At 61.3% G+C, this 12,082-nt stretch carries 14 protein-coding genes and 1 other RNA gene; 5 read left to right on the top strand and 10 right to left on the bottom strand.

Going from position 1 to position 12,082, the window contains the following annotated elements:
- Positions 1 to 8 precede the first annotated feature (8 nt).
- The 8 genes from gcvH to SLW74_RS04540 form a co-directional block, all read right to left on the bottom strand.
- Positions 9 to 392 (bottom strand): glycine cleavage system protein GcvH, encoded by a 384-nt coding sequence (gene gcvH, locus SLW74_RS04505; protein WP_296308176.1) that lies wholly within the window; start codon positions 390 to 392, stop codon positions 9 to 11.
- A gap of 65 nt (positions 393 to 457) precedes the next feature.
- Positions 458 to 1,540: a glycine cleavage system aminomethyltransferase GcvT gene (gcvT, locus tag SLW74_RS04510; RefSeq protein ID WP_410928253.1), complete on the bottom strand. Its 1,083-nt coding sequence runs from the start codon at positions 1,538 to 1,540 to the stop codon at positions 458 to 460.
- A 154-nt stretch (positions 1,541 to 1,694) separates the two neighbouring features.
- The gene (locus SLW74_RS04515) at positions 1,695 to 3,311 is read right to left on the bottom strand and encodes an ABC transporter permease (protein WP_410928254.1); all 1,617 of its coding nucleotides are present in this window, start codon (positions 3,309 to 3,311) and stop codon (positions 1,695 to 1,697) included.
- A 124-nt stretch (positions 3,312 to 3,435) separates the two neighbouring features.
- On the bottom strand, positions 3,436 to 4,437 hold the full coding sequence (locus SLW74_RS04520) for an extracellular solute-binding protein (RefSeq protein ID WP_296308179.1): 1,002 nt from the start codon (positions 4,435 to 4,437) through the stop codon (positions 3,436 to 3,438).
- A 280-nt stretch (positions 4,438 to 4,717) separates the two neighbouring features.
- Positions 4,718 to 5,938, bottom strand: a complete 1,221-nt coding sequence (locus tag SLW74_RS04525) for a 2-octaprenyl-3-methyl-6-methoxy-1,4-benzoquinol hydroxylase (RefSeq protein ID WP_065987456.1) — start codon at positions 5,936 to 5,938, stop codon at positions 4,718 to 4,720.
- A gap of 49 nt (positions 5,939 to 5,987) precedes the next feature.
- Positions 5,988 to 7,175 carry a 2-octaprenyl-6-methoxyphenyl hydroxylase gene (ubiH, locus tag SLW74_RS04530; protein WP_410928255.1) on the bottom strand — a complete coding sequence of 396 codons (1,188 nt, stop codon included), beginning with the start codon at positions 7,173 to 7,175 and terminating at the stop codon, positions 5,988 to 5,990.
- On the bottom strand, positions 7,172 to 8,506 hold the full coding sequence (pepP, locus tag SLW74_RS04535; RefSeq protein ID WP_065987458.1) for a Xaa-Pro aminopeptidase: 1,335 nt from the start codon (positions 8,504 to 8,506) through the stop codon (positions 7,172 to 7,174). Before pepP ends, ubiH begins: the two co-directional genes overlap by 4 nt.
- A gap of 81 nt (positions 8,507 to 8,587) precedes the next feature.
- Complete coding sequence (locus SLW74_RS04540) at positions 8,588 to 9,145, bottom strand: YecA family protein (protein WP_192130705.1); 558 nt, start codon at positions 9,143 to 9,145, stop codon at positions 8,588 to 8,590.
- A 149-nt stretch (positions 9,146 to 9,294) separates the two neighbouring features.
- On the opposite strand from SLW74_RS04540, the gene SLW74_RS04545 reads away from it, so the two are divergent.
- The 4 genes from SLW74_RS04545 to SLW74_RS04560 all read left to right on the top strand — a co-directional run bounded on the left by SLW74_RS04545 (position 9,295) and on the right by SLW74_RS04560 (position 10,765).
- Positions 9,295 to 9,504 (top strand): TIGR02449 family protein, encoded by a 210-nt coding sequence (locus tag SLW74_RS04545; protein ID WP_037016503.1) that lies wholly within the window; start codon positions 9,295 to 9,297, stop codon positions 9,502 to 9,504.
- On the top strand, positions 9,501 to 9,824 hold the full coding sequence (locus tag SLW74_RS04550; RefSeq protein ID WP_065987460.1) for a cell division protein ZapA: 324 nt from the start codon (positions 9,501 to 9,503) through the stop codon (positions 9,822 to 9,824). The genes SLW74_RS04545 and SLW74_RS04550 overlap by 4 nt, the downstream gene beginning before the upstream one ends.
- A gap of 31 nt (positions 9,825 to 9,855) precedes the next feature.
- Positions 9,856 to 10,034, top strand: a non-coding RNA gene (ssrS, locus tag SLW74_RS04555) — 6S RNA.
- 101 nt (positions 10,035 to 10,135) lie between these two features.
- Positions 10,136 to 10,765 (top strand): 5-formyltetrahydrofolate cyclo-ligase, encoded by a 630-nt coding sequence (locus SLW74_RS04560; protein ID WP_192130703.1) that lies wholly within the window; start codon positions 10,136 to 10,138, stop codon positions 10,763 to 10,765.
- A gap of 51 nt (positions 10,766 to 10,816) precedes the next feature.
- Here SLW74_RS04560 and SLW74_RS04565 read toward each other — a convergent pair whose 3' ends face one another.
- Positions 10,817 to 10,966 (bottom strand): hypothetical protein, encoded by a 150-nt coding sequence (locus SLW74_RS04565; protein WP_122534092.1) that lies wholly within the window; start codon positions 10,964 to 10,966, stop codon positions 10,817 to 10,819.
- A gap of 194 nt (positions 10,967 to 11,160) precedes the next feature.
- On the opposite strand from SLW74_RS04565, the gene SLW74_RS04570 reads away from it, so the two are divergent.
- Positions 11,161 to 11,610 (top strand): EVE domain-containing protein, encoded by a 450-nt coding sequence (locus tag SLW74_RS04570; RefSeq protein ID WP_296308188.1) that lies wholly within the window; start codon positions 11,161 to 11,163, stop codon positions 11,608 to 11,610.
- Positions 11,611 to 11,625: 15 nt separating this feature from the next.
- Here SLW74_RS04570 and SLW74_RS04575 read toward each other — a convergent pair whose 3' ends face one another.
- Positions 11,626 to 12,036: a flagellar basal body-associated protein FliL gene (locus SLW74_RS04575; RefSeq protein ID WP_065987463.1), complete on the bottom strand. Its 411-nt coding sequence runs from the start codon at positions 12,034 to 12,036 to the stop codon at positions 11,626 to 11,628.
- Positions 12,037 to 12,082 lie beyond the last annotated feature (46 nt).

Consider the following 12,082-nt stretch of genomic DNA (forward strand, 5'->3'; position numbering starts at 1 on the left):
CGATGGGCTTATTCGGCGATCAGCGCCTTGTAGCCGGCTGCGTCGAGCAGCTTGTCCAAGTCTGCGGCATTGGCTGGCTTGACCTTGAAGATCCACGAATCGTAAGGCGAGTTGTTCAGTGCCTCTGGCTCACCCGACAGCGCCTCGTTGACTTCAACGACTTCGCCGGCCACGGGCGAGTAGATGTCGGATGCAGCCTTTACCGACTCAACGACACCGGCCTGATCACCTGGTGCCGAGAAAACTTTACCCACTTCAGGCAGCTCGACGAACACGACGTCACCCAGCGCTTCCTGCGCATGATCGGAAATACCGACAACGATCAGATCACCCTCTTGCTTGGCCCACTCGTGGCTCTCGGCAAAACGCAGTTCGGCGGGAATAGTGCTCATGTTCTTATCCTCTCTACTTCATCAGGTCAGCGGAAAAACCCGCCAGGGATGGCTTTCAAATCAGGTTATATCAGGGCCTTGCCGTGACGCACGAATGCGGGTCGAACCACTCGGACCGGGTACCACTTGCCCCGGATTTCCACCTCGGCACGGTCAGCAGTGGCCATCGGCACTCGCGCCAGCGCGATCGACTTGCTTAGCGTAGGAGAGAAACTACCACTGGTGATCTCTCCTTCGCCAACTTCCGCTATCCGGACGACCTGATGAGCGCGCAAAACGCCCCGCTCTTCGAGGACCAGTCCTACAAGCCTTGATGAGATGCCTCGCTTTCGCTCCGCTTCGAGTGCAGAGCGCCCGATGAACTCGCGCTCTTCAGGCATCCACGCCACCGTCCAGGCCATGTTGGAGACCAGCGGCGAGACCTGCTCGTCGATTTCCTGACCATACAGGTTCATGCCCGCTTCCAGACGCAGCGTATCGCGTGCGCCCAGTCCGATCGGGGAAATGCCGGCGCCGACCATGTCGTTGAAGAAACTGCAGGCTTCGGTGGCTGGCAGGATGATCTCCAGTCCGTCCTCACCGGTGTAACCCGTGCGGGCGATGAACCAGTCGCCTTCCTGCTGACCTTCGAAGGGTCTGAGGGTGTGGATAAGCGCGGTGCGTTCCTGATTGACCAGTTCGCCGATTTTCTGACGGGCGTTCGGTCCCTGAATGGCGAGCATCGCAAGCTCCGAGCGGTGCTTGACGCGCACGTCGTAGCCGGCAAGGTTGGCGTTCATCCAGTCCAGGTCCTTGTCGCCGGTGGCTGCGTTGACCACCAGTCGATAACCCTCGTCGGTCAGGTACACGATCATGTCGTCGACGATACCGCCGTGGGTGTCGAGCATTGCGCTGTAAAGCGCCTGCCCGGTCTGTTGCAATCTACCGACGTCGTTGGCCAGCAGATGCTGCAGCCAGGGCTTGGCCTGACTGCCGGATACGTCGAGCACATGCATGTGCGACACGTCGAAAATCCCGCAGTCCCGGCGCACCTGATGGTGCTCCTCAACTTGGGAGCCGTAGTGCAAGGGCATGTCCCAACCACCAAAATCGACGAGCTTCGCGCCAAGCGCGAGGTGCAGGTCAAAGAGGGGCGTACGCTGTCCCATGGGTTTCTCCTTCCGGGCGTGGCGAAGACGCGGTCAATGACAATCCCGCAAATCCCCCGTGAATTGGGGTCTGAAACCTTTGCTAATCTGAGGAATCGTCTGACAGACCGAGTCGATTGCGGCGCATTGTAGCCGCAAGGTTGGGACCCCGCACCTAACCAATCGGCTTGGCCGAACGTCTGATCAAACCGATGACCGGGAGCAGCCCGACCAGCACCAGGGTCAGCGCAGGCAAAGCCGCACGCGCCCACTCACCTTCGCTGGTCATTTCGAAGACGCGCACGGCCAGCGTGTCCCAGCCAAACGGGCGCATGAGCAGCGTGGCGGGCATTTCCTTGAGGACGTCGACGAAGACCAGCAGCGCAGCGCTCAACGTGCCGGGTATGAGCAGCGGCAGATAAATCCTGAAAAACAATCGCGGCCCGCTGACCCCCAGACTGCGCGCGGCTTCGGGCAGTGACGGGCGAATCCGCGACAGGCTGTTCTCGAGCGGCCCGTACGCGACCGCGATAAAACGCACCAGATACGCAAGCACGAGCGCCCCGAGGCTGCCCAGCAGCAACGGCCGGCCAGGGCCGCCCAGCCAGCTGGATAACGGCACAACCAGTTCCCGATCCAGGTAACTGAACGCCAACATGATCGACACCGCCAGCACCGAGCCGGGCAGCGCATAGCCAATGTTGGCGACGCTGACGCCCGAGCGGATGGCGCGGGTGGGGGCGAGACGCCGGGCAAACACAAGGATCATCGCCACGCAGACCGTGACCAGCGCAGCGATGCCGCCCAGATAAAGCGTGTGCAGAATCAACCCGGCGTAGCGCTCGTCGAGGTCGAAACGCCCGCGCTGCCAGACCCAGACAACCAACTGCAACAGCGGCACCACAAACGCGCAGGCGAACACCAGTCCACACCACGTGCTGGCGGCGGCGGCTTTTAATCCGTGCAGGTGATACAGCGCCTTGACCCGCGGGCGCTCGTTGCTTGGCCGGCTCGCGCCCCGCGCGCGATGCTCGCCGTACAGCAGGACCATGACCGCCAGCAGCAACAGGCTCGCCAGCTGCGCGGCGCTCGACAGGCTGAAGAAGCCATACCAGGTTTTGTAGATCGCAGTGGTGAAGGTGTCGAAATTGAACACCGACACCGCGCCGAAATCCGCCAGGGTTTCCATCAACGCCAACGCGACACCGGCACCGATCGCCGGCCGCGCCATGGGCAATGCCACGCGCCAGAACGCTTGCCACGGCGACTGCCCCAAAATGCGCGCGGCCTCCATCAGGCCTTTGCCCTGGGCCAGAAATGCCGTGCGCGCCAACAGATACACGTAGGGATAGAACACCAGCACCAGCACGATAATCACGCCGCCGGTGGAGCGCACTCGCGGCAGACGCAGGCCGGAACCGAACCACTCGCGCAGCAGCGTCTGCACCGGGCCTGCGAAATCCAGCAAACCCACAAAGACAAACGCCAGCACATATGCCGGGATGGCAAACGGCAGCATCAGTGCCCAGTCGAGCCAGCGGCGCCCTGGAAACTCACAAAGCGCCGTCAGCCACGCCAGACTCACGCCCAGCAGCGTGACGCCCAGCCCCACGCCAATCACCAACGTCAGGGTGTTGCCCAGTAACCGCGGCATCTGGGTTTCCCAGAGGTGGGACCAGATCTGCTGATCGATGGTTTGCCAGGAAAACAGCAGAACGCTTAACGGCAGCAGCACCAGCGCGGCAATGCTGAAAACCAGGGGGTACCAGCGACGCTGGGGGGAGTGGGCCAAGGGGGTTACTCATGGAGAGTTGCGGGTTGCCGAAGCCCTCGGTGGGAGTGACCGGGGTGGCGCTCCCACAGGGTCTTTGTCAGGATGCAAAGCCGGCGTTAACCCGGCCTTCTTTCGCGAAAGATCAGTTCCAGCCAGCGCGGTCCATCATGCGAATCGCCTCGGCCTGCCGCCGACCGGCCACTTCAACCGGGATGGTGTCCGCCTTGAATGCGCCCCAGCTCGCCACTTCTTCAGAAGGCGCCACTTTCGGGTTGGCCGGAAATTCCTGATTGGTGCCGGCGAATATGGTCTGGGCTTCAGGGCCCGTCATCCATTCCACCAGCGCTTTGGCGGCGTCTGGGTGGGGCGCGTGCTTGGTGAGGCCAATGCCGGAAAGATTAACGTGCACGCCGCGATCCGACTGATTGGGCCAGAACAGGCGCACGGCGAGATCCGGGTTGTCCTTGTGCAAACGGCCGTAGTAGTAGGTGTTGACGATGCCGACGTCGCATTGGCCGGCATTGATGGCTTCCAGCACCGCGATGTCATCGGAGAACACGTCGGTCGAGAGGTTGTTCACCCAGCCCTTGAGAATCTTCTCCGACGCCTCGGCGCCGTGGGTTTCGATCAGCGTGGCGGTCAGCGACTGGTTGTAAACCTTTTTGGCGGTACGCAGGCAAAGACGCCCTTCCCACTGTTTGTCGGCCAGGGCTTCGTAGGTGGTGAGTTCTGCAGGTTTGACGCGATCGGTGGAGTAGGCAATGGTCCGCGCGCGCAGGCTCAGGCCGGTCCAGCTGTGGGTGGAAGAGCGGTACTGGGACGGAATGTTGGCGTCGATGACCGGCGAAGTGAACGGCTGCAGGATGCCCATTTGCTCAGCTTGCCAGAGGTTGCCCGCGTCGACGGTGAGCAGCAGGTCAGCCGTTGCGTTCTGGCCCTCGGCCTTGATGCGCTGCATCAGCGGCGCTTCCTTGTCGGTGATGAATTTGACCTTCACGCCGGTCTTGGCGGTGTAGGCATCGAACACCGGTTTGATCAGCTCATCGATTCTGGAGGAATACACCACCACTTCATCTGCGGCCTGGGCGGTGCTGCCGAGCACGGTTAATGCCAGGGCAGCCAAAAGACGCTTGCTCGCCTGCATGCAGGTTCTCCTGATTCGAGAGAGGGGAAAAACGAGGCGAAATGGTAGTGAATCGCATCTGCCATCTCAACCGAAGTCAGGATTGAGGCGTTACCGGATGTTGCGAGGTGCCGGCGGTGCCACACCCGGCACCACTGAACGCACGCGCAGTTACAGTGGGACCGGCTTCAGCCGGGAAGAGGCCAGCTTGAACGCCATCAGATTCGCGGCGTAACGAATGGCGCTTTCCCGGCTGAAGCCGGTCCCACGGTGAAGCGCGCGGACAAAAAGTGCCGTGATGTCAGAGCCGTGCCAGCGTCGGGAGGTCCCCGGTCAGGCCCAAGGCCTGACGCACGAACAACGCTTTGGCCTCTGCCGAACGATCGACCATCTTCAGCCCGGCGTTGCGTAACAGACGAACCGGCAGCGCGTCAGCCTGGAACAGTCGCTCGAAGCCTTCCATCGCCGCCATCAAGGTCAGGTTATGCGGCATGCGCCGACGCTCGTAACGGCTCAACACGCGCTCATCGGCCAGACGTTCGCCGCGCTCCACCGCACCGCGCAGCACTTCGGCCAGCACCGCTGCGTCGAGAAAGCCCAGGTTGACGCCCTGCCCCGCCAACGGATGGATGGTGTGCGCGGCATCGCCGATCAGCGCAAGGCCGGGCGCTATGTAGCGCTTGGCGTGGCGTTGACGCAGCGGCACGCAAAGCCGCGGATCAACAGAAATCACCGGTCCGAGACGGCCTTCGAACGCATTCTCCAGCTCACGGCAGAAGCGTTCGTCGTCGAGCTTCATCAAACGCTCGGATTGCTCCGGCGTCACCGACCAGACGATGGAGCACCAATGCTCACCCTCTCGGTCGAGCGGCAAAAAGGCCAGCGGGCCACTGTCAGTGAAGCGCTGCCAGGCGGTTTTACGGTGGGAGTCCGCCGTTTGCACGCTCGTCACGATGGCGTGGTGCAGGTAGTCCCACTCCCGCGTCGCGGTGCCGGTCATGCGTCGTACGGTCGAGTTGGCGCCATCGGCGGCGACCACCAGCGGCGCACGCAATGTGCGGCCGTCGGAGAGCGTCAGGAGCCAGTCATCGCCGGAGTGACGCATCTGCTCCAGACGCACGTCTGCCAACAAGCCGATGTCGCTGGCATGCAGACGTTCGACCAACGCATCCTGCACCACGCGGTTTTCGACGATGTGCCCAAGCACCTGAGCGTGAACGCTGGAAGCAGAAAAATGCACCTTGCCCGTGCCGCTGCCATCCCACACGTGCATGTCGCTGTAGGGGCTGACGCGACGCGCAACGATGCCATCCCAGACGCCAAGCCGCTCAAGAATGCGCTGACTGGCGATGGACAACGCACTGACCCGGGCTTCGAAGGGGGCATCAGCCACGAACGGTTTGACCGTCAGGGGACCGCCATCCACCACAAGGATGTTCAGCCCACTGTCTCGTAGCGCCAGCGCGAGCGCACTCCCCACCATTCCGGCCCCGACAATCAGCAGATCTGCGCGCGTTTCCATGCTTTAAATCGTTCTCGACTGTGGCGAAGGCCACGAATGAATGGAGTGTTCAGACATCGCTTCGCGTTCCCAGGCCCATGGCCTGACGGGCGAACCAGCTCTTGGCCGAAGGCAACAGATCCAGGCCCAGGAGGCCCAGATTGCGGCCTGCAGTCACGACCGACTGCTGACTGCTGAACAACCGGGTGACCTGATCGGAAAAGCCGACGGTCAGTTTTTGATCAACCCGCTGGCGCTCGCGATACACCTGCAACGTCGACAGCTCGCCCAGCGGTGCATCACTGGCCAGCAGCGCCTCGGCCAGGGAGGCAGCATCACGCAGCGACAGGTTGAAGCCCTGCCCCGCAATCGGATGAAGACTGTGGGCGGCATTGCCGAGCACCACCAGATGGGAGCGGATCTGCTCTTCGGCCTCGATCAGCGCCAGCGGATAGCTGTGGCGCGCCCCCACTTGCTTCAGTGCGCCCAGCCGGAAGCCGAAGACGCCCTGCAGTTCTTCCAGGAAGCTTCGGTCGTCCAGCGCCATCAGCCGTTGAACGTCATCGCCGGTGCGCGTCCAGACCAGCGCGCAACGATTATCCGGAAGCGGCAGCAACGCCATGGGGCCATTTTCGGTAAACCGCTCGAAGGCCTCACCACCGTGTGGGTCTCCCGGCGTGATGTTGGCGATCAGCGCGCTTTGATCGTATGGCGTGTGTCGCACGGCAATGCCCAACTGCTCGCGCAGGCTGGAACGGCCGCCATCGGCCAGCACCGCCAGGTCGCAGGTGAGCTGAGTTTCGTCATTGAGCGTGAGTTGGTAGCCATCGGGCAGCGCCTGCATGTGCGTGACTTCGGCCGGGACCCGCCAACTGATCACGTCCTTGTCCAGCGCCTGCCACAGGCATTGGCCCAGCCAGGCGTTTTCAACCACGTAGCCCAGGGCCGGAACGCCTTCTTCCATCGAAGACAGGTGCGCGGCGCCAAACCGGCCTTTGTCGGAAACGTGAATGTTGAGGATCGGCTCGGCGCGGCGGCTGATCTGCTGCCACAGGCCCAGGCGCTCGTAGATCTGCCGCGCGCCGAAAGACAGCGCTGAAGAGCGCGCGTCGTAGCTGGGTTGGTACGTGTCGCCGGGCGCAAACGGCTCGATCAGGACGATTTTCCAGCCTCGCGCCTTCGCCCCGGCTTGCAGGGCCAGGGCCAGGCTTGCGCCGACCAGTCCGCCACCCACGATGGCCAGATTAAAGCGGCTCATGCGGCTTGGGTTCGTGCTGCGGCCATCAGGGCCTCGATCTCGGCAACGGTTTTTGGCACATCGCCCGTCAGGATTTCACAGCCTTTTTTGGTTACCACGACGTCATCCTCGATTCGCACGCCAATCCCGCGCCACTTTTTGGCGACGGTCTGATTGTCCGGGGACACATAAATGCCGGGCTCGACCGTCAGCGCCATCCCGGCCTCCAGAACACGCCACTCTCCGCCGACCTTGTATTCGCCGACGTCGTGCACGTCCATGCCCAACCAGTGTCCGGCGCGGTGCATGTAAAAAGCTTTGTACGCTTCGGCAGCAATCAGTTCATCCACCGCGCCTCGCAGCAGCCCCAGCTCAACCAGCCCTTCGGTGATGACACGAACCGTAGCCTCGTGGGCCTGATTCCAGTGATTTCCGGGTTTGATTGCTGCAAACGCCGCTTCCTGGGATTTGAGCACCACCTCGTAAATCGCCTTCTGTTCGGCGGAGAATTTGCCGCTTACCGGGAAGGTACGGGTAATGTCACTGGCGTAACAGTCGATCTCGCAACCGGCATCGATCAGTACCAGGTCACCGTCTTTGAGCGGCGCGTCGTTCTCCTGGTAATGCAGGATGCAGGCGTTGCGCCCCGAGGCGACGATGGAGCCATAGGCCGGCATCTTCGCGCCGCCCTTGCGGAATTCGTAATCAAGCTCCGCTTCCAGGCTGAACTCGTACAGCCCGGCGCGACTGGCCTGCATGGCTCGCACATGGGCACGGGCCGAGATCTGCGCGGCCTCACGCATCACCTTCACTTCGGCCGCCGATTTATACAGGCGCATGTCGTGAAGCAAGTGATCCAGCGCAACGAATTCTTTGGGCGGCTGCGCACCCAGGTGCGCCTTGGAACGGATGACGTTGATCCACTCCATCACATGGCGGTCGAATTCAGGATTGCTGCCCATGGACGAATACACCCGATCGCGACCCTCGATGAGGCCGGGCAGGATGTCGTCGATGTCGGTGATCGGGAAGGCATCATCGGCGCCGTACTCGCGCATCGCGCCGTCCTGGCCCGCGCGCAGGCCGTCCCACAACTCGCGCTCGGGATTGCGTTCGCGACAGAACAGGACGTACTCACCGTACTCGCGGCCAGGGATCAGCACGATCACCGCTTCCGGTTCGGGGAAGCCACTCAGGTACTGAAAGTCGCTGTCCTGGCGGTACACATGCTCGACGTCCCGATTTCGAATCGCCACAGCCGCCGCTGGCAGGATGGCGATGCTGTTGGGCTCCATCTGCTCCATCAACGCCTTGCGGCGGCGGGCATATTCGGCTTTCGGGATATGAATCATGGGCAAGTGCGGTTCTCCGGGAGATGCGCTTCGGCCACCGCCGCGCAAGGGCGGCATGGCCGAAGCAGCGATGACGCGCTGTCAGTGCAAAGAAGGCTTGGCTTCGTCGTCAGCATCGGTTTTCTGGTTGAACTCGGTGAACAGCAGCAACGGCGCAACGCGCAGGTACTCCATGACTTCCATGTAGTCGCTCTCGCCATCTTCGGACTCGTCCAGCGCGTCATGAACCTGCGCGATGGCGGCCAAGTCTTGCAGCACGTCCCTGGCATCATCGCTCAGTGACTGGCCACCCACCCGGGCAAAGCCGCTGAGAAAGCCCTGGCACCACTGGGCCATGGCGGCGGTGCGTGCAGCCAGGGGCTCATCATCGCCGGGCAACAGCAACACGACGGTCATGTCGTCACCGGTCAGTTCGCTTTTGACCATTGCCTGCAGGCCGATCAGGGCCTGACGCACTTTGTCGTCTGGCTCTGTTTCCAGCAGCAGATGAGCGTCGGACAGCCACTCTTCTGCATCGAAGCCTGCGCCGGCGCAACTGCGGCCCAGCAAGAGGCCGTGCAATTCGGCAGGAGATACATGATGACCACTGCTGGCAAGCAGGGCGGCGAAGCCGTTGTACGGGGAATTCTGAATAGGCATGGGCAACTAGGCGCCAACCGGCGCAATGTCTAGAATGAAGGCCTTGTATCGTAGCACCGGCAGACGCGCCCAAGCTATCAGGCGATGTCCGGGGCGAATCCAGACGCCAGCGCCTGCACCACTCATCTGAAAGTAATCAGTGGAAAACAATGGAAGACAACGACCTGCAAGCGCTGATGGCTCGACTGGAGTTATTGATCAATCGTGTCGAGCAACTAAAAAGTCAAAACGGACTCCTATTAGCTCAGGAAAAATCCTGGCGCGAGGAACGCGCTCAACTCATTGAAAAAAACGAAATCGCCCGGCAAAAGGTCGAGTCCATGATTTCGCGCCTCAAGGCCCTGGAGCAAGACTCATGAGTAATGGCAACAGCATCACCGTGCAAATCCTCGACAAAGAATATTCGATCATCTGCCCGCAAGAGGAGCGCACCAATCTGGTCAGCGCCGCGCGTTATCTGGACGGCAAAATGCGCGAGATCCGCAGCAGCGGCAAAGTCATCGGCGCCGACCGTATTGCGGTGATGGCCGCACTGAATATTACCCATGACCTTCTGCACAAACAGGAACTGCCACCCGCAAAGGCCCAGGCCAATGGTGCCAACAGTGAGCAGGTTCGCGATTTGCTGGACCGTGTAGACCTGGTCCTTGCCACGGATTCGGATAAAGCACAAGGCTGATTGTTCGGACATGATTGGGTATACTTGCGACCGCTCCCTGGAGTGCTTGCCAGTCGGTCATGTCCCTGAGCCGATACGCACAACCACGGGGGTTGCACGTTGGGGTTGGTGTGCATGTCCGCTCGACGGAAAGCCTTAAAACCTCCTGCAATCTCCACCTTGAACTTTCGGGTTCAAGGGCTACACCGACAGCGGTTCGTCGGGGAGTCTCGAACTTTCTACCCATCGCCAGGCGCCCCGTCTGGCGGTGGGCATCGTGAATCTGCCTGATTCCACGACATCACTATCCAACGCCTCACGGACCCGCCAGCATGACCTCATCCGGCGCCGCTCCCCTTCCAGATCCTTCAAGCCTCTCTCGACCACAGTTGCGTCGGCTTCTTCGCCATAATCGTCGCGCGCTCAGCCCGGCAGAACAGCGACAGGCGGCGCAGGGCCTGTACCGTCAACTGGCGCAAAACCCGCTGTTTCGCCGCGCCCGTCACGTTTCGCTCTACCTTCCGATGGACGGTGAAATCGACCCGCGCCTGCTCCTCCGTGCTGCTCAAAAACGCGGCAAGACCACGTACCTGCCGGTGCTCAGTGCCTGGCCTCGAACCAAAATGGTGTTTCAGCGCGTGCGCCCCGGGGAGACGTTCAAGCCGAACCGGTTCCGCATCCCGGAGCCACGTACCAATGCCAGGCGACAGCGCAAGATCTGGACGCTCGACCTGGTGCTGATGCCGCTCGTGGGGTTCGATCCGGACGGGGGACGTCTTGGCATGGGTGGCGGCTTTTACGACCGCAGCCTGGCTTATCTCGCGCGTCGTAAAACCTGGCGCAAGCCGGTGCTGCTGGGACTGGCCCACGAGTGTCAGAAAGTCGGGAAGCTGGCGGTCGCCAGTTGGGATGTTCCGTTGGCAGGAACGGTGACGGGTACGCGTTGGTATATGGCGGGGTGAATCATCAGCAATGCGCGCTTGGGTGAAAAAAGCGCGCTGCGAAAAAGCGGTTTAGCGGCGGAGCTGTGGCTGCTGTTGCTGAGTGATTTCAACCGGCGCGTCTGCCTTGGCAGCCCACAGACTTTGCGCATAACCGGTGGTAACGATTCCCAAGCCGAACAAAATTGCCAAAATCCACAGTACATCCGGCTTGCGTCGCATTCATCGTCCCCTTTGTAACGAATCAGAATCTGAAATCGATAACGTTTAAACAAGGCCGCCAGATAGTGCAGCCCTTAAAATGCCGGCATTCTGCGGCAACGTGACGCAACACGCAAATACTGGCGCCAGCCGACTGTCGGTTTGTCATCAAATTGTAGGACAACTTTCCCAAGACCTGTTCAGGAGCCTTATAAATGGCCTATTGGCTGATGAAATCCGAGCCCGACGAGCTCTCGATCAGCGGGCTGAAAAAGCTCGGGCAGACGCGCTGGGACGGTGTACGCAACTACCAGGCCCGCAACTTTATGCGCGCGATGGCCGTGGGCGATCAGTTCTTTTTCTACCATTCCAGCTGCCCCGAGCCCGGGATCGCCGGCATCGGAGAAATCGTCAAGGCCGCGTATCCCGATCCCACTGCGCTGGACGAAAAAAGCCACTACTTCGACGCCAAGGCCACCGAGCAGAAAAACCCCTGGAGCGCCCTTGATGTGGCATTCGTCGAGGCGTTTCCGAACGTGCTGGGCCTGAGTTTTCTGAAGCAACAAGCCGCACTGGAGCAGATGCCACTGGTGCAGAAAGGCAGCCGCTTGTCCGTCATGCCGGTGACGGACGAACAATGGGCCGCCGTGCTAGGCCTGCGCTGAGTTCAGAACGCGGCGTTATTGGGCAATGAAGTTGTTGAACAGCAGGTCATCAACCACGGGCTTGCCGGTTTCCTGGGTCAGCACTTGCTGGGTCTGCTTCAGGGCTTCCTGACGCAGTTTCTCCTTGGCATCGACGTTGCCCATGCTGTCGACCGTTTGCTGAGTGAACAGCGCCACCAGCTGATTGCGAATCAGCGGCTCGTTCTGCTTCACCAGCTTCTGCGCTTCGGCGCCGGTCACGCGCAAGGCGACGTCGGCCTTATAGACGTGCAGTTTCGGGCCGCCATCCAGTGAGTAGTTGCCTACGAAGGGTGGCGTCAACGCAACGTAGGAAACCTTGTTCGGATCTTCCTTCTCCCCGCCCTCTTCGGCCAGCGCCACAACCGGCATCGACAATGCCATCAACATCAAAATCCACGCTTTCACAGTCCGCTCCTCAATCCGTTTTGCCGCATAGCTTACTTCAGCTTAT

The organism is Pseudomonas sp. W5-36, assembly GCF_046540455.1.
Lineage (GTDB): Bacteria > Pseudomonadota > Gammaproteobacteria > Pseudomonadales > Pseudomonadaceae > Aquipseudomonas > Aquipseudomonas graminis_B.